The sequence below is a fragment of the Streptococcus mitis SK564 genome (assembly GCF_000148525.1).
In the GTDB taxonomy this organism is placed as follows: domain Bacteria; phylum Bacillota; class Bacilli; order Lactobacillales; family Streptococcaceae; genus Streptococcus; species Streptococcus mitis_H.
This window is the reverse complement of record NZ_AEDU01000006.1, coordinates 113968-131802: the sequence shown is the minus strand read 5'-3', so window position 1 is coordinate 131802 and position 17835 is coordinate 113968. Positions and strand designations below refer to the sequence as shown.

Below are 17835 nucleotides of genomic sequence, written 5' to 3'. Positions count from 1 at the left end.
ATCTAGAGTCGTTAAAATATCTCATAACTACCCCTCCTTTTAAAATTGAACACATATAAATGTATCCGTTTACATTTATTAATGTAGCACTTATTTTTTAGTTTGTCAAGTATTTATAGTATATTTTTTATGTATAAAATGGGATTATCTATATATAAAACTGATTTACAAATCGATAAAAAACAATTATCAAATTTCTCTTGTCAATCAAATCGGCCGTTACAGTTTTTGTTACCCATGTTACTTAAACAGGTTGACAATAGTGTTGATTTAAGTATAATAGTTACTATATATCAGAAAAGAGGTTAACTATTTTGAAAAAAGCTCACGTTTATGCCATCCCTGCTATTGGGGCTGCTCTCATTGCTGTATTGGCACAAATCACCCTTCCAATTGGACCTGTTCCCTTCACTCTGCAAAACTTTGCAATCGGCTTGATTGCTACTGTCTTTAGACCGAGAGAGGCTGTACTTTCTGTCGGACTCTATCTTCTTCTAGGTGCTATCGGTCTTCCTGTCTTTGCAGGAGGTGGAGCTGGATTGCAGGTGTTGGTTGGTCCTACTGCAGGTTATCTTTGGTTTTATCTTGTCTACTCTGGACTTACTTCTTCCCTAACTAACAGCAAGAGTGGTGTTGTCAAGATTTTTCTTGCAAACCTCTTGGGTGATACCCTTGTCTTTGTTGGCGGGATTCTCAGCTTACATTTTCTTGCTGGAATGGCATTTGAAAAAGCTCTTGTTGTGGGAGTTCTTCCCTTTATTATCCCAGACCTTGGTAAACTTCTAGCTATTAGTTTTATTAGCCGTCCACTACTTCAACGCCTTAAAAATCAGGCTTACTTTGCTAACTAAAAAAGGATATCGAGTTGTCATAACTCAGTATCCTTTTCTTTTATTTTGATAACTTAGTTACCTTTAAAAGCATCCACCATTGTTTGAAATTCTTCATTGGAAAGAGTAATCCCTTTGCCCATTTTAGTATGATCTGGACTCCAAGCACGAATATCAAACTTTGCAGGGGCACCATTAAAGCTCACACGGTTGATTTCCTTGGTCCAACCTTTTTCGTTTTCAGAAAGAGTCAACAAGTGCTCTTCAATTTCAAATGTAAATTCTGCCATTTTCTTCTCCTTTTTTAGCTTTCATTTGATTATTCGTAAAATCTTGTAGATTTTAGGAAAATTTTATATAATATTGATATAAAAGAAGGGAGGCCACTATGAGACATAAATTCCAGCAAGTTCTAGATAAAATACATGAATTTTTAAATGGACATGACCAACCTGACCAGACTGAAAGCAACTCCCTTACAGCTACTATTGAAGAGGCTATCCAGAAACAAACCGCTGTTCACCTTATCTTGTCTGAGACAAGCTTTACAGGTGACATCATCAAATACGATCAGCAACGCCAGCAAATTATCGTGAAAAATTTTGCCAAAAATGTGACCCGTATTATCCGTATAAGCGATATTCAACGCCTGCGATTTGTCCCTTCAACCGTCCAAACAGCCCAAAAAAATAGATTTAAGAAAGAGTGAGATGTAGTTGCTTCATCCCACTCTTTTTTCTTAGCGAACTTGTTCAAAATGCAAATGAACCGCAATATGATCTCCATAACCACTTCTTTCCAAGTCACGTTGTAGACGATAGGAAATATAGTGTTCTGCGATGGTAATGTAACCCGCACCCAGTAAACGATGCTCAACCAAAGACTGAATCATGCTGATGGTAGCACGTTCCACCTTGGCTTCTTCCAAGTCCAAAACCACTTTCTTAGTGACTTGTGCAAGATTTTGACGCAAATCATCTGTCAATACATAGACAGTCTGGGCTGCCTTTAAGATAGCTTGGTAAATCTTATCTGGATTAAATTCAGCAATTTCTCCATCACGTTTGATTACTTGCATAGTTTTCTCCTTCATTCTTTGTTTTCTTTGATTTCTGCCAGCATTTTTTCTTCTTCAGCTGTCAGTTGATAATTTTCTAACAAATCCGGTCTGCGCTCGTAGGTTTTCTTTAAACTCTCATACAATCGCCACTGACGAATCTTTTCATGGTGCCCGCTCATCAATACATCTGGCACGACCATCCCTCGATAATCATAGGGGCGTGTGTACTGAGGATATTCGAGAAGGCCTGAAGAAAAACTATCATCTTGGTGGCTAGATTCCTTGCCAATCACTTCTGGAATCAGGCGTACCGTAGCATCAATCATAGTCATGGCCGCCAATTCACCACCAGTCAGGACATAGTCCCCCAAGGAAATCTCATCTGTTACCAAGGTCTTAATACGCTCATCATACCCTTCGTAGTGACCACAGATAAAGATTAGCTCTTCCTCTTGAGCTAAATCTTCAGCATAGGCCTGATCGAACTGTTTCCCTGCAGGATCGAGAAGAATGACGCGAGGATTTTTCTTTTCAATAGCATCAAAGGCATCGAAAATAGGTTGTGCTCGTAGCAACATCCCCTGACCACCTCCGTAGGGTTCGTCATCTACATGGCGGGCCTTTTCAGCATTTTCTCGAAAATTATGATACTGGATATCTAAGAGCCCTTTTTCTCGAGCCTTTCCAACGATTGAATGCTCCAGTGGAGAGAACATCTCTGGAAAGAGGGTTAAAATATCAATTTTCATCGTCTAGCCCTTCTAAGATTTCCACATCGACCCGTTTATTTGGAATATCAACATTGAGAACCACTGGTGGGATATAAGGTAAAAGCAAATCACGCTTGCCTTTTCGCTTGACCACCCAGACATCGTTGGCACCTGGTTGCAAGATTTCCTTGATGGTTCCAATCAGGTTCTCTCCCTCATAGACTTCCAAACCGATAATCTCGTGATAGTAGAATTCACCATCGTCTAGGTCATTCAAATCCTCCTCAGCGACCTTGAGACTGTATCCCTTGTACTTTTCGATAGCATTGATATGGTACATATCTTTGAATTTAATAATGTCAAAGTTCTTCTGTTTACGGTGGCTAGCGATAGTCACTGTTTGGACAAACTGATCTTTTTCATCAAACAAGGCCAGCTCAGCCCCTTTTTTAAAGCGTTCTTCTGCAAAATCCGTCACAGACAAGACTCGCATCTCACCCTGCAACCCCTGCGTATTGACGATTTTCCCAACATTAAAGTAGTTCATCTTGTCTCCTGTACTCTATTTCTATCCTTTATTTTAACACGTTCCAAGGATTTTCTCAAGTTGGATAAGTCTCATCTTACAGAGCTACTACTTCTTCAAAGAATTCACCAATTATCTGATTAAACTCTTCAGGATGGTCATTCATCGGTTGGTGTTTGCTATCTGAAATCGTTACTTGACGTGCATTGGGATTTAAGGCAATGATACCATCGTAGATCATTTTTAGGTGTTTAGGAAAATCATTTTCGCCTCTTACTAAGAGCATAGGAGGATTGCCATGATAACCTTCTATCTCGTGGACAGCCATAAAACCTGTGATTCCAAGGTTCAAGAAAACATCTCTTCCAGTTTCTATAATGGCCGTCTTGATTAATTCTCTTGTGATAGGATTATCTGTACACATTTTTGAGTTCTTATCTGCAATCACCTTCCAAGGAATCGCTTTATACATAAGAGAACTATATTTGATTCGACCTCTTTCTTTCTCTGATAGGTATCGATGCTGTCCCCAACTATCTATCATGACCAAGGCTAGGATTCTTTCTGGATGACGATAGGTGTACTCTTGAAGCGGATTTCCTCCCCAAGAATGACCAACCAATATCACCTTATCCAACTGGAAATAGGACAAAATAGCATCTACATCTTGAACAGCGCCTTCCAAGTCAGGTAAACCAACTTTCATAGGTGATTCACCCTGTCCTCTAACATTGACAAAGTAGAGGTCAAATCCTTCAAAGGTATCATACTGGTGGGCCCACATCTGACTACGGCCACAAGCTCCATGATAAAAAATAATGTGTCCTTTACTTGAGCTTCCAGGACGATGATAAACAACCAAATCACAATCTACGACTGGTATAATGTGACGTACCAGAGTCTCAGGTTTTCTGTTATAAAAAGCAATAGCTTCAGCTATATCATTTTGCTTCATTATTACACTTTCTCCTCTTTATCCTAATATCATTCTTTTTATCTATTTTATCATGCTATATTAAAATCATCGTTTTCCAAACTTGATTACATTAAAATTTTTGAATTTTCTGCACAACTTTGATAAAGAAAAAGACTGCTAAGCAATCTTTACTTTTTTCTCATCAGATTCATGCCTAAAATTCCAGCAATAATCATAGTGGCTCCGATCAAATGGTAGCTATAAATTGGTTCGTGGAGTATAAGGGCTCCGGCTAGAATGGTCAAAACTGTTCCAAGATTGCCAAAGACACTGACGGTTGATGCTCCAAGTCGAACAATAGCATAGATAGAGAGACTACCAGTAACGATAGAGGCTAAAATTCCCAAATAAAAAATTGAAAGCAAATAAGACACCTGTCCAAGTGGCGCAAAGTAAGCTAATATGTTCCCCTCTAGATAGTGAGAGGTCAGACTCAGTGTATTAAAGGTGACGAAGCCAACAAATATCACAACAGCTGTCATATCCATGGCCCGATAGCGACCTCCTGTGGACTTGCTGAGAATATTGTTTATCGCATTTGCGAGAACAGATCCCAACATCAAAAGAAAGCCAAAGCTAGCAGTCTCAGTACCAAAGTTAGCTCCTTTACTAAGGAAGATGAAAACTACTCCTGCTACGGATAAAAATAAAAAGAACTTTTGAAGCAAGCTTGTCTTTTCCTTGAGAAAGACCGATGCTAAAAGGAGCGTAAAAATCGGGACAAGAGCCTGTAAAATTCCAGCTTCAGAAGACGATATATACTTTAAAGCAAAGGATTGAAAAATAAAAAAGAGAAGAGGATAGAAAAAACTCATAGGAAGAATAGAAAGAATATCTTTTCTACTTAAACTCACTTTGATAAGTTTGGTTTGATGAAGAACGACCATTACTAAAGCTGCGATTGTATAGCGATGCGCTAAGTTTGTGAGAGGACTAGCATAACCTAAAGCAATCTTAGTAAATAAAAAAGAAAATCCAATGATTGCTGAAAAGGATAAGGCTGCTAGGTCAATGTCATTAAGTTAAGAAATTCAAATACAATTCTGTATTTGGGTTTCTTTTTTTATGTGATAAACTTATAGTTAAGGAGGGATTTCCCATGATAAAACAGATAAAATCCCACTTGAATAATAGTATTCAGAGTATCATTGGTCAAAAAGTTGAGTTCGTCAAACAAGATGAACAGGCCTTTACTCGTAAAAGAAGTTTATCACTAGAAACTATGATTCGTACCATTCTGGGAATGGGAGGAAAATCCTTGTCAAAAGAATTACTAGTTGCCAGACTGACAGTTTCAAATTCAGCCTTTGTTCAAAGACGCTATCAGATAAAACCTGAAGCGTTCTATGCCCTATTTAAAGAATTTACAGTACCTATTCCACTTAATACTGATTTTCCAATATTCGCTGCAGATGGGAGTGATATCTGTATTCCTCGAAATCCCATGGATACAGAAACCTCTATCCAAACCCAAAAGGATGTTAAATCCTATAATCTCATGCATATAAATGCCCTATACGACTTGACGACTGGAGTGTATAGAGATGTTTTTATTCAAGACCAACATGCACAACATGAGCGCTTAGCTCTGATTCAGATGATGGAGGCTCTCCCTTTCGATAAAGCTCTTGTTATCATGGATAGAGGCTATGAAAGTTACAATCTTATGGCTCATTTTCAAGAAAAAGGTTGGCTTTATATCATCCGTATTCGAGATGGAAAACAATCCATGCGTTCCTCCTTCAACTTGCCAAATACGGAGTGTTTTGATCAAACATTTTCTCTAACATTATCACGAAAGCAAACCAATCAGCTCAAAAAACTTTATCGTGATTTTCCCAATGACTATCATTTTATTCCACACAATTCTACTTTTGATTTTCTTCCAGAAACAAGTCAAAAACAGGATCCTGTAGTACTCTATGAGCTTCCTTTTCGTATGGTGCGTTTAGAAGTGGACGAAGGAAAATACGAAACTTTAGTGACAAATACAGACTATTCAATCCAAGAATTAAAAAATCTCTACGCCAGCAGATGGGGCATAGAGACTAGTTTTCGTGACCTGAAATACAGTGTTGGCTTGGTCAATTTTCATGCAAAAAAGAAGGAAGGGATTCTCCAAGAAATCTTTGCTCGCTTTACAAATTTTAACTTTTGTCGTTGGGTAATCTCGCAAGTTGCCATCGACAGTAGTCGTAAAAAACAAAGATATAAAGTGTGTTTCTCAGATGCGGCTTATGCCTGCCGTTTGTTTTTTAACTGTTCCCTTTCTTCTCTCCAGTTGAAAAACTACCTCAAGAAACAGTTATCTATTATTCGACCGAATCGAAAATATCCAAGAAAGATAAAGGCCCAATCGGTAGTTGATTTCATCTATAGAGTAACATAAATCTCAAAAAATAGGGTAAAAAAACCTTTATTTGTTATGCAAAAAAATAGAAGATAGGATAGAGAATCACTTTGATGATCTCAATCACACCTCCTATTCAAGTAGTTAGATCACTAACTTAATGACATTGGGCTGCTAGGTAAGCTTTTGTTTTCTCGTTCATAGACTGTTACTCCTTTTAAAAATAGCTATTCTCAAGATAGATCAACTAGAATTCTTTGAGACTATCTTTCCATTGTAGCATAGTAAAATGCTAGATGCTATTTCTAGGATTAGTATTTTATAACTTCTATCACTCTTTCAAGCTGATAAATTCTTTCTCGTTGCCTATAAAGGAGGCAGCTAGGCTGATCTGCTTTTCTCGTTCTTGTCTCACAAGTTATAGCTTGTCTACCTCTTGGAGATTCCTTACTTTGATAGTATAATCCACTATTTTCCTTGCTTTATCTTTCTTATATTTACTAATACCTTCTTTATTAGTAAAAAATTGATTTCTTATCGTCTTAGATGTTCCCCTTCAAAAACCCTTCCAAATCTCGTTCACGCTGATATTTGATAGCCACCTTTTTATCTTTTTCAAAAATGGTCTTGATAAGATCAATATGGTTGATGGCCGCAATTGCGACAGTGTAGTGAATAATATCAGCCAGTTCTTTTGCTAGTTCCTCGTTCGAATCTTGAACTCCTTCTTTTCGACCAGAGCGTCCATTTAAAACCTCAGCAACTTCTCCGACTTCCTCCACTAACTTGATAAAGAGACCTTCCTCAGTCCGAGACTGCTGGTAATGTTCCAGTAGGTAGTCTTGTAATTGTCTAAACGTTAAATCCTTCATATCCTGCTCCTTGCAAAAAAAGCGAGACATTCGTCCCGCCCTTCTTATTTTTCATCAATAACGATTCTTACTTTTTTGTCTTCAGTTGGGACAGAGTAGACAATCGTTCTTATCGCAGAAATAGTGCGACCCTTACGACCGATTACACGACCCACATCACTTTGATCAAGATCCAAATGATATTCCAAAAACTCTGGTGTATCTTCAATCTTGATAGTTAAGGCATCTGGTTGTGAAATCAAGGGTTTCACAATCGCAATAATGAGATTTTCAATCGTATCCATCTGTCAACCTACTTTAAACTTATTTTGAGAATTTAGAATCGTGGAATTTTTTCAATACGCCTTCTTTTGAAAGGATGTTGCGAACTGTATCTGAAGGTTGAGCTCCATCAGCCAACCATGCAAGAACGCGGTCTTCTTTCAAAGTTACTTGGTTTTCAGCAACAAGTGGGTTGTAAGTTCCAACTGTTTCGATGAAACGTCCGTCACGTGGTGAACGTGAATCTGCTACGTTGATACGGTAGAAAGGTTTTTTCTTAGAACCCATACGAGTCAAACGGATTTTAACTGCCATTTTTAAAGTCTCTTTTCTTATTTTTTATTTCGGTGAAATAGCTAAGCTATTTAGCACATGTTCTATTATATCAGATTTCTTGCAGGTGTCAAGAAAAAAACTTGACAGACTATAAAATTCTTAAACCTTTTAGAAATTTGTTATTTTTTTAAAGAAACATCAGAAAGAGAATGTCATGAATGCTATTGTAGAAACACTTTATAAAGACCACCAAATCAAGCCCCTCATCTCTCCTGAACGTGATTTGGATGCTTGACTCCTAAATCCAAAGCCTGTTCCCAAAAAGAAATATGGAATTATTAGCAGATGATTTGCTGGCAGGTAATATCATTCTACTATGGAGAATCCAGTTTGGCACTTTTACCACCGAAACCTGGTTTTAAAAACTCCCATTCAAATATGATTCAAAATTCGCTTAAAATCAATGTTTTCCCACTTCTTCAAAAAACAAATTGTCATCTAATTTAAATAACTTTCAATTAAATGGTGTGAACCATGAAGTGTTGTAAATGCTGTATTGTAGCTAGTTCTTAACGTTTAGAGAACTGGCTAGCTTTACGAGCTTTTTTCAAGCCTGGTTTGATAGATAAGGCTTTTACTACATTTCAAAATACCTCTATGGAAGAAATTTGTAGAATTGCTATACCTAAAATTTTTTAAAAACTGTACTATATTTGATTAAAAAGGGGAAACTTTTCACATATTTTAAGACAAGTAGTAGTATTTTTATTTTTTTCTACATAGAAGGTCCGATTTCCAACTTTCTATTATTGTCTGATCAAAATTATCAATTTGATATTTAAGATGAATTGAATTGAGACTATATAAAAGGACTAATACAAATCTAGCCGTTTGAATCTTTTGTTTAATGGTATGCAACGCTTCTCTTTCTCTTTCAGTTATACCATAAATTTTATCTGAATAGTGACTTTCGCCATTCAAAAGCAATCTATACATATGAGATTTTAGAATTTCAATCTCCTCTTTATTGTCAATCGACTCGCTCAATAGTACTTCATTTGAGCTTAAGTCTGAGATACCTTTTTGATAATTAAATGTAGAAAAAGCTTCCAACACTCGTCTCATAACGTTACCAATATACGGAGAAAAATTTTTTGCGAAACTACATGCCTCATCCTCAATACAAGCAAATTCATATATTTTTGTTAGTTGCATAGAATAGAAGTTTTCCTCTTTCTCAGCTGTCTCTATACCAGTTACAGAATTCAATTGTTTTAGTTTAATCTGATTATCTTTAAAAACTCTCTTCCCATCAATGTCTAAGATATCTTCAAATATTTTAAAACAATTATAATAGACATCACTATCATGAGTTAATATCAGTATTTTACTTTTATCATTACCAATACCAATTTTCTCAATTTCTCCTCGCAGTAGACTATATATTCCTAATTTAATCTCATGATCAAAACTAGATACCGGATCATCAAGAACTAATAAAATTGGTAAATTATATTGATTATCAACATTTTGATTTTGATTAATTATAGAAAAAAAGTAACACAATCCAATAGCATTTCTTTCTCCAGTAGATAAACTACTTAAAATTGTCCTTTTCCCCCTAGATAAAACGTAATAGAATCCATCCTCCTGTTCTAATTTTAGGCGTTCAGTTTCATAAAACACTCTAGATAACTGCTTATTAATATTATCAAGGGCTAATTTAGTATTTTTTACTGACTGTTCATCTGCAATAATTTTTTTATTTAATTCATTAATTTCTTTATTAGCTTTATTTACATTTTTTTTATTATTAATTGCCTTTTTACAAAAACTCTCTGTTTCTTTATAAGCTAATTTGTCATTAAGTTTATTTGCTACTTTAATGTTGTCATCCAGTTCATTAAATCTCACATTATACTTGTCACAAGCTTTATTGTATTCTAACAATGATTTCTCATATACATCATAATCATTGAAAAGTGTTTCACTACTAAAATCAAGAACCATATGAAGATTATTCTTCTTGATCTTTAGCTCATTAATCATTAGATTAAGATTGGATTTTAAAGATTCTATTGATCTATTCAAACTAACTCTTACATCTTCTGCAATTCTTTTATCTAGATTTACAGAACTTAATTTTGTATTTAAAATCTCAAATGTTTCAATAATTTTATCTATATATTCATTCTTTATAGATAACTCATTACTTAATAATTGTTTTTCCACAACTGATTTTAATTGAGCTAGTGTATCTCGCCTATAATCCTCGCTGATTTTCTGAAAACATGTTGGACAATTTAATAAATTTTCCTCTAAAACACTTTGTGTCTTTACTATACTACTATCACTATTATTTCTTAATATTTCAATAATCTGATTCTCTCTATCTGTTAACTCTATCATATTAACCGGCTCAGAAATTGTTTTTAACTTTTCTTTTACTTCATTAACATTAATTTCCACCTTAAAACATCTTTTAATCTCTTTTTCATTCCTAGCAGATTTTATTTTTTTCATTATGACACTAAGATCGTTTTCCAATTCTCGCAATGATTTTGAAGATTCAGATTTATAGATTCTTTTTTTAAAATTATCATTAAAATAAGGATTTTTTTATTTAATATAATTGATACTGTCTTCCACTCTGATTTTGTAGAATCTACAAGTATCTTCTTTATACTTTCTTCAGCATCCAAAATTGATTTTTTATAATTAGCAAGTTCAAATTTTAATTTTGCTAGTTTATTTTTATTTAATTCTATTTTCGACATTAAATCTTTTTGATCATCTATTAGAACAATAGCTTCAAATTTTTCATTTTCAGTAAAACTTACCCTATCTCTTTGAAAGTCTTCATTATATACAAATACCGTTTCTTTATCACTACCAGTAATATTTATCACGTTACTCAATTTATTTTTTTCATTAAAAAGAGTAATATCCTCACTTATACCACTTAAACTAGAAATAGATTTAGAAATAGTACTTTTCCCTGTACCATTTCTTCCAAATATAATCATACTTCTCAGTATTTCAGTATCCGTATTATCTTCTTTCTTCAACCAGTTTAGTTCTATTTTCTTATAAGGTAAATAGTCTTTCTCAATAACTATCTTAGTAAATTCCTGCATATATTACCCCTTCATTCTCCATTGTTTCTCAATTTATTCAACGCAACATCTTATTCGACATATACTTACTAGTATATTTATTAGTTACATCGTTAAACTCTTTAAAAATTAACTACTATTACTATTACGATTAAAATTATGATAACAGTTTTTATTAGTATTCCCTAAAAGATTAGAGATTGAAATAACTTTCAAAATTTTATTTAAATATCATACAATATTTTCAACTGCTCATTGAATTGAGATAATACAATCAAGTCTAGCTGCTCTTCTATTTCTTTAAACGATAAATTCAAATCCAACGTACGAACACTAATCTGATTTCCATGAAACTGATAAATATTATCAGGCTGAATTTCCTCATTAGTTTTTGCATACAACAACATACCTGATACTATACATTTATTTTCTCCAAATTGATACTGGCGGTTTTTCACATATGTAAATATCTGATACAGATTATTAGAATGGATTGTGTACTTATCGAAACGTGCTTGAGTAGTACTTGAATAGTATTTAGCATCAATAATCAAAATATTGTTCTCTTTTTGAAGTTGAATGTCACTTTGCATTATCGGTAACATGTCACCAATACCGTCATCTAAAGCCCAAGGTATCTGGGAAGCATTCGGCTTTAACTGTGGATAATGCTTTTTGTAATATTCAAGAATAAACTTTTCATATAAACGATTCATTTGTTGCTCATCTAAAAAATCCATGAGTTTCATCTGGCCATCTGAGGTCGTTTGCAACAACCCCTTTACAACCAAATAACAAATAGAAATAATCATTCTATAGGATTGATTATTTCTATTATATTGAAACTTCCAATTTACTTTATTTAAATCAATAATATCAATTTCATTGAAAAATACCAATATCTTCCGTAATTCTTTTTTCCGTTTTTTGGGAATATCTGATTTCAATAAAAGATGTAAAGTAGATTTTATAATACGATTCATTGTATTGTCTACTGAAAATTCCTCATATGAACAAATCACCCTTTTTCTAAAAGAACTTTGACTCTTTAATGATTCACCTATCTCAATTTTTCCTCTCAACGTTGAAAGTTCTTCGGTTTTAGAGATATACTTTTTCTCTAATCCTCTCTTAAGTTGAATTACCATGGCCTTAACTAGAATAGCACTCATGAGATCCGCAGTATTTTGGAATTCTTCAGTAGAAAGTTTCTTATATCCTTGACCTTTTAAGACACTGAACGCATAAGTTAGCATATAATAGACATTCTTTATTGGTATCACTTAATTGCACTCCTTAAGCTTTCGCTCCATTCTATTACCAGATTTGGTTCATCAAACCAATATTCTTTTAACAACGGTACAAGTTCATATTCAACAATATTAGAAATCACTTGGTCATCCACACTCTCAGGTTTCAAGTTACAAAAATAACTATGGCCAATACAGAATCCTTCACCCAAAGTCTCATCTGAAACAATAGCATAATTTAGATTTTTAATACAGGTAATTAGGTTATTTAACTTACTATTATTTATAGTTAATTGATAGGATTTAAACCCATCAGTTTCAAACCCTGGTTTTAATTCGAAAAATGCAAACCGTCTTCTCAAAGCATAATCTAACATAGCTAAACTTCTGTCTGCTGTATTCATCATACCAATGATATAAAGATTATCTGGAATAGCGAACTTTTCATCCGAATAAACGAGTTGTAAAGATGCCCCTCTTTTATCATTCTCAAGTAGCATAAATAGTTCGCCAAATATCTTACTTAAATTTCCACGATTAATTTCATCAATTATAAAGAAATAATCATTAACAGCATCTAGTTCTGCTCGTTTACAGAAATTATAAAATGTACCTTTTCTTAATTCAAACCCAATATCAGAAGGTCTAAACCCCATGATAAAATCTTCATATGAATAGCTTTGATGAAATTGAACTATCTTGACTCTATCAATATTTTTTTCTCCTATAAAAGAATAAGCTAAGCGTTTTGCAGTATATGTTTTACCTACACCCGGGGCCCCTTGTAAGATAATATTCTTTTTAAAAACAAGAACAGACCTCAATCTTTCATACTCTTCTTCCGACATAAATACATCATTTAGAAAATCCTCCTTTGTATATGAAGAATATGATTTTTCAACTTCTTCAACATCTTCAGATGTATCATCATCAAAAATATTTTTTAGTTTCTCTACAACATCAATATAGGGAGTTACATCGGTTAAAGTTTTCATAGCTGCTTTACCTGGATAATGCCATTCTCCATGATGAGTCCAATTCACTATTCTTATATGATTATACTCCTCAGCTTCAGAGTCATAGAAATAGTCAGAGGTAACAATCCCACGCCCAATAAGTTGACTTCTACCTTTTTTTACAAAAATAATATCTCCAACTTTCATTTCATTGGCAAATTGCCAAGTAGCATGTGTTGCATTCTGGTATGATAAGTTAGGACCATAAATTTTTTTCATTGCCTCTTTGATCTCTGATTTATTTTTAAATAAACTAAGATCTCCAATTTCATTCCATCCTATAGCCATTACTCCACGCTTGTAAAAGTCCTCCCACATATAAGAACCTTCCCCTGGAGCATATACCCAATACCTTATTGTTTCATTCTCATCATCCATCAAAGCTGAAGATTCTGCCACCATCTTGAGTTCTCGACTTTTTTTATTCACTACTTCAGAATACTTCCATGCTTCAAAAGATAATTCTTTAAAATTCTTAAACTTGGCTTCTGTACTATTGAAATAGGAATTTATTGTTTCAGCTATTTGAAAATATTTTGCAGCAGTTATCTTTGAATCTATACCTGGTAAACTACTTGAAATTTCTGTTGGAAATTTACCAGATTCAAAAATATACCACCGATTTCGACTATCTAAATTCAAAAAAGAATCCGGAGCAATCCAATACAAACCTATGGTAGTTTTGCTATTACCATTCCCTTTTTTATTGTTTACAATATCAAAGTAGTGTGAAACTTTTTCCTTATTATCAGTAGTTTTTTTCTTATCATATTCTAATGCCGAGAGAAATAGTGACCATAGTTCTTCAATATCTTCATCACTTCTTTCATCAATAAAACGATAATAGGTAGCATTTTGAGGATTGAGAACTGGTATACCATCAAAAGAATTCGGAACTTTACTTTCTAAATCAAATAATTTTACTATTGCATCTAAAATTTTAATCTTGTTTTCAACTCTCAGGTTCTTATTAAACAATCCAAATACAGTAAAAGGATCAATATCTACCAAATTATTATCTTTCTCCAATGTTGGCATTGACATACCTGAAAGTTTATAAATGTCTTTAACTTTGCCTACAAGTTCCTGCCTATTATTTTTATAAACTACCAGTTTTTGTGCAAACTCATGGTAAAAACTAGTCCAATCAAATTGTTTCTGAATATTCATCTGTTTTCATCCTCTATTCTTATTGTTTTTATACTATACAGATACAATTATTATACCACAAAAACGCTTTCATATCTATATGATATAACAATAGAAGCTTCTAAAAAAATCTATTATTTATTCAACTAATTACATTCTATTTATAAATTTTTCAAAAAGATTTAATCAATGGATTAACTTGGAATTCCTTGTTGCTATTCTTAGGTAAAAATTAAAAGTAGGAATAAATCCTACTTAAACGTAAAACCTATTTCAAATGATTTACAGCATATTGAGCCAATTCTTCTGTAAATTTTTCCTGCTCAACAATAAGAGACTTGAGCTTTGCTTTTGAAGAATGGAAGCTCTCCAAAGTTTGTTTTGCTTTCTCGAGAGCAGCCTTATCCTCAGCAGTTGGTTCTGCTTTGCTTGAAGAAGATGTTGTTTTTTCAACCTTAGCTTCTGAAGAATTTGAACCTTTACTATTATCAGAGTTCGAAGTGCAAGCTGCTAATACAACAGCAGTAATTGTTATTAGCTTTTTCATTGTTAACCTCTCTTCTCAGATTTTAATGTGATTCAATTTTACACATTTTATTATTATATCAACTTTAACAAAATAGGATTGAAAAAGCAATACTAGTTATGATAAAAAGGACTAACAACAATGAGGAGGTTATAATTTCTAGTATCTATAAAGAGTCTTCTATCAATCTTATATCTCTTTCCATGTAATTGTGTAAATTCTTTCATTAGTTTTTTCTTTCGATTGTCATATTTTCTACTCTCTTTATCATCCATCATACTATATCTTTAAATATTCAGATATATTTAAAGACTTAATTTGACACGGTCACACTTCTCCCTTTCTTAATTCAACAATATAATCATAAGTATCCTTTTTTAATTTTGATAGTGAATGATTTAGATAATCATCAAAACCATCATTAGCAATCTCTCCAAATATCATGCTATCGAAAAATTCTTCAGAAAACTCATTATCTACTTTACCATTACCACTTAGACGATTAATTAAATCTTCTCGATACTCTTTACAATAGATCTCCTCTCTTCTAAACATCTCTGAAACATCTTTCTCATGAATTTCATAAGCAGTTTCTAATTGTAAAAGATTATCTGATTGAGAATCCCTATCAAAAAAAAGGGCTATTGAGGATTTTTTACTTGGTGGAGAAACTATAAATTTACCATTCTCTTTCCAGTCAGGGGCAAAAGGATAAAAATCATAATCTTTTTCCCCTTTTATCCTATTACAAGTACTGCACGATGGGATTAAATTCGAAAGTGTCAATGCAAAAAAAGGGAACTTATCTTTGTTAAAATAATGGTCAAACTCACATCCTAATTTATCGTGCCTAGAATTAATGTAATTCCTATTACAATATGGACAGACACTGATTCCTAAATCTTTAATAAGGCTAATATTATTTTTAATTTTGATTTTCCTATCATTACTTGTAAAAAATCTTGTATAATAGCTTTTATAAAGATTTAGCAATTCTTGATTACTTTCATCATTATATAATTGTAAATAAGCTGAATCTTCTGTTTTAAGGGAACTATGAAATTTCTTCAATTTTGAAGAACTCATTGTAATCAACTCTTTAAAATCTGATATTTCTTCTGTATCGTTTCGAGGTAATTTATTTAAAAATTCAACAATCTTAATCCCGACTTCGTTTATTTTTCTATCAGATATCCAGGTATCTCCTGACTTTTTCTTCGGTTTTTTAGCAATTAAAAATTGATAATATCTTTCTATTTCTTCTTCACTATAAAAATTGGTTATCTTTATCATTTTTGTTCTTTTTCTTTTTGAGTTCTTCTATCTGCTTTTTGAGTTCATCTATTTCTTTCTCATAGTCTAGACTATCATTCGACTCATTAATCCATCTAGCTTTCTTTATCTGCTTTTTCAAGTGATTTCGAATAATATCTTCACCAATCATATCCACCAATTCGTCAAAAAACTCTCGAATCGTATCATCTGGCACTCCACTCAATCCATATTTCTTAATAAATCCTTTATAAGCACCACTCTCTTGAATCGTTTTTTCATTTGAGGAACTTCTAAATATATTCAATAAGTCTTCAATAACTTGTTCTGAAAATGCTCCTTTAGGGGCTTCTAAGAAAAATGAATCTTTGAATAGAGTATAAATATTCTGTCCAAAAGTTCTAGATTTTTCTGTAGAATCATCTATTGGTAAATATATTATATCTTTTTTCATAAAATCCGATAAGATTATAGGCGAGTGAGTGGTTACAACAACACGGACGGAACCATTTTGAGATTTCATAATTTTACCAATAATAGGTAAAATATTTTTTACCCATTTTCTTTGCCATTCAGGATGTAAACCTAAGTCAACTTCATCGAGCAATAAAACCATGTTTTTTCTAACTTCATTTTTAATACTGTTCAAGCGTCCAAATAGATTGATTAGAGCTAGCTCACCTGAACTTAGACCACTCCATTCAAATTCTAGAACGGAGAATACTTCTCGAGAAATACTATTATCTGATCCTTCATTTTTTAGACTTTTTAAAATCACATTTAATGTTTCTCTATCAGTTTCTACAGTAAAATCAAGCTCTCTCCCAATATTGCTAACAATTTTGCTTATATCTTCAAAAAAATTTGTTAATTGAGTAATTTTCCCTTCCATATCCTGGTCTATATTATGATTTTTTAAAAATTTTTCTAAATCTTCATAAAATTTTCCTCTTGGCTGTATCGCTCTAAAATCTATATTTTCTAATAAACTAATAAGCGCTTGTCTATTATTTTCATTTGTCCTATTTTGGTTATCTTTCTTAAAATATTCAAATAGAGGTACAATCTCAGTGGCGAATATAGCAAAAAATTTTCTCATTAAAACTTTTAGTACTTTATTTTTATATCCATGCGTTGGTATCTCAGTGATCTTATCCTCGAATTCTTTTAAAAAGCCAGTTCCTTTTAAATAAGTTTTACCATAAGAGATTATCCCGTCACCTATTTGATTTAGTCGTAATGATACAGTTTTTCCTGAAAGTTCAATTAAATCTTCCCACTTCGTATTTTCCTCGTTTTTATTATAGTAACTATTGATTACTTCTACCTGCTTAATCGAATCCTCCCTGTGTAAGTTTATAAGATTCATAGTGTCTAAAAATGCTGAGGTAGAAATATCAAAAGAATTCTCAGGTAAGAGTCCCAACTGAACAAGTTCTATAGCGCTAGAAAATTTTACAAAAGAATAGTTAAAAATATCATCGATATCCTCAAATAAATCATTTATAATTTGTTTATTCCTGGATAATAAAGAATTTACAAGGGTAGTTTTTCCCGAACCATTTTTCCCAACAATACAATATACAGAGTCAATTTCATCGGTATAATTTAATCTAGTTATTGGGTTCAATTTCTTATATCTCAT

General features: G+C 32.9%; 19 protein-coding genes and 1 pseudogene. 4 read left to right on the top strand and 16 right to left on the bottom strand.

The features are described from left to right. The first annotated feature begins 314 nt into the window (after positions 1 to 314). The gene (locus SMSK564_RS04305) at positions 315 to 851 is read left to right on the top strand and encodes a biotin transporter BioY (protein ID WP_000709048.1); all 537 of its coding nucleotides are present in this window, start codon (positions 315 to 317) and stop codon (positions 849 to 851) included. A 53-nt stretch (positions 852 to 904) separates the two neighbouring features. Here SMSK564_RS04305 and SMSK564_RS04300 read toward each other — a convergent pair whose 3' ends face one another. After that, positions 905 to 1120, bottom strand: coding sequence for a YdbC family protein (locus SMSK564_RS04300; RefSeq protein WP_000807422.1), 216 nt, complete (start codon positions 1118 to 1120; stop codon positions 905 to 907). A gap of 98 nt (positions 1121 to 1218) precedes the next feature. Between SMSK564_RS04300 and SMSK564_RS04295 the strand changes: the two genes are divergently transcribed. Continuing rightward, the gene (locus SMSK564_RS04295) at positions 1219 to 1539 is read left to right on the top strand and encodes a hypothetical protein (RefSeq protein WP_001216105.1); all 321 of its coding nucleotides are present in this window, start codon (positions 1219 to 1221) and stop codon (positions 1537 to 1539) included. Between the two features lie 30 nt (positions 1540 to 1569). On the opposite strand, the gene SMSK564_RS04290 is transcribed toward SMSK564_RS04295, so the two are convergent. The 5 genes from SMSK564_RS04290 to SMSK564_RS04270 form a co-directional block, all read right to left on the bottom strand. Next, positions 1570 to 1908: an ATP cone domain-containing protein gene (locus SMSK564_RS04290; protein ID WP_001196039.1), complete on the bottom strand. Its 339-nt coding sequence runs from the start codon at positions 1906 to 1908 to the stop codon at positions 1570 to 1572. An 11-nt stretch (positions 1909 to 1919) separates the two neighbouring features. After that, on the bottom strand, positions 1920 to 2639 hold the full coding sequence (gene trmD / locus SMSK564_RS04285; RefSeq protein ID WP_000686916.1) for a tRNA (guanosine(37)-N1)-methyltransferase TrmD: 720 nt from the start codon (positions 2637 to 2639) through the stop codon (positions 1920 to 1922). Then, entirely contained in the window at positions 2629 to 3147 is a 519-nt protein-coding gene (rimM, locus tag SMSK564_RS04280; protein ID WP_001105893.1) for a ribosome maturation factor RimM, read from the bottom strand. The genes trmD and rimM overlap by 11 nt, the downstream gene beginning before the upstream one ends. Before the next feature lie 76 nt (positions 3148 to 3223). Further along, positions 3224 to 4081: an alpha/beta fold hydrolase gene (locus tag SMSK564_RS04275; protein WP_000812222.1), complete on the bottom strand. Its 858-nt coding sequence runs from the start codon at positions 4079 to 4081 to the stop codon at positions 3224 to 3226. 149 nt (positions 4082 to 4230) lie between these two features. Continuing rightward, entirely contained in the window at positions 4231 to 5115 is an 885-nt protein-coding gene (locus SMSK564_RS04270) for a DMT family transporter (protein ID WP_029690289.1), read from the bottom strand. A gap of 86 nt (positions 5116 to 5201) precedes the next feature. Between SMSK564_RS04270 and SMSK564_RS04265 the strand changes: the two genes are divergently transcribed. Continuing rightward, positions 5202 to 6491, top strand: coding sequence for an IS4 family transposase (locus SMSK564_RS04265; protein ID WP_000595216.1), 1290 nt, complete (start codon positions 5202 to 5204; stop codon positions 6489 to 6491). A 503-nt stretch (positions 6492 to 6994) separates the two neighbouring features. Here SMSK564_RS04265 and SMSK564_RS04260 read toward each other — a convergent pair. Genes SMSK564_RS04260 through rpsP form a run of 3 tightly spaced genes read right to left on the bottom strand, consistent with a single transcriptional unit; the run spans position 6995 to position 7900 of the window. Next, positions 6995 to 7324 (bottom strand): MazG nucleotide pyrophosphohydrolase domain-containing protein, encoded by a 330-nt coding sequence (locus SMSK564_RS04260; RefSeq protein ID WP_004236133.1) that lies wholly within the window; start codon positions 7322 to 7324, stop codon positions 6995 to 6997. Positions 7325 to 7368: 44 nt separating this feature from the next. Next, entirely contained in the window at positions 7369 to 7608 is a 240-nt protein-coding gene (gene kphA / locus SMSK564_RS04255; RefSeq protein ID WP_000379617.1) for an RNA-binding protein KphA, read from the bottom strand. A 19-nt stretch (positions 7609 to 7627) separates the two neighbouring features. Further along, entirely contained in the window at positions 7628 to 7900 is a 273-nt protein-coding gene (gene rpsP, locus SMSK564_RS04250; RefSeq protein ID WP_000268760.1) for a 30S ribosomal protein S16, read from the bottom strand. A 175-nt stretch (positions 7901 to 8075) separates the two neighbouring features. On the opposite strand from rpsP, the pseudogene SMSK564_RS04245 reads away from it, so the two are divergent. Beyond that, a pseudogene (locus SMSK564_RS04245) lies at positions 8076 to 8283 on the top strand (hypothetical protein). A gap of 343 nt (positions 8284 to 8626) precedes the next feature. Here the strand turns inward: SMSK564_RS04245 and SMSK564_RS04240 are convergent. The 7 genes from SMSK564_RS04240 to SMSK564_RS04210 form a co-directional block, all read right to left on the bottom strand. Then, a complete protein-coding gene (locus SMSK564_RS04240; RefSeq protein ID WP_303659979.1) occupies positions 8627 to 10408 on the bottom strand; it encodes an AAA family ATPase in 1782 nt (593 codons plus the stop codon). Continuing rightward, complete coding sequence (locus SMSK564_RS04235; protein WP_004236131.1) at positions 10384 to 10998, bottom strand: AAA family ATPase; 615 nt, start codon at positions 10996 to 10998, stop codon at positions 10384 to 10386. Before SMSK564_RS04235 ends, SMSK564_RS04240 begins: the two co-directional genes overlap by 25 nt. Before the next feature lie 203 nt (positions 10999 to 11201). Next, on the bottom strand, positions 11202 to 12260 hold the full coding sequence (mcrC, locus tag SMSK564_RS04230; protein ID WP_000612302.1) for a 5-methylcytosine-specific restriction endonuclease system specificity protein McrC: 1059 nt from the start codon (positions 12258 to 12260) through the stop codon (positions 11202 to 11204). Continuing rightward, positions 12257 to 14413, bottom strand: a complete 2157-nt coding sequence (locus tag SMSK564_RS04225) for an AAA family ATPase (RefSeq protein ID WP_001025587.1) — start codon at positions 14411 to 14413, stop codon at positions 12257 to 12259. The genes mcrC and SMSK564_RS04225 overlap by 4 nt, the downstream gene beginning before the upstream one ends. Positions 14414 to 14660: 247 nt before the next feature. Then, positions 14661 to 14939, bottom strand: coding sequence for an Ltp family lipoprotein (locus SMSK564_RS04220; protein WP_000733987.1), 279 nt, complete (start codon positions 14937 to 14939; stop codon positions 14661 to 14663). A gap of 306 nt (positions 14940 to 15245) precedes the next feature. Further along, positions 15246 to 16211, bottom strand: a complete 966-nt coding sequence (locus SMSK564_RS04215) for an HNH endonuclease (RefSeq protein ID WP_000591049.1) — start codon at positions 16209 to 16211, stop codon at positions 15246 to 15248. Further along, complete coding sequence (locus SMSK564_RS04210) at positions 16186 to 17835, bottom strand: AAA family ATPase (RefSeq protein ID WP_001269568.1); 1650 nt, start codon at positions 17833 to 17835, stop codon at positions 16186 to 16188. Before SMSK564_RS04210 ends, SMSK564_RS04215 begins: the two co-directional genes overlap by 26 nt.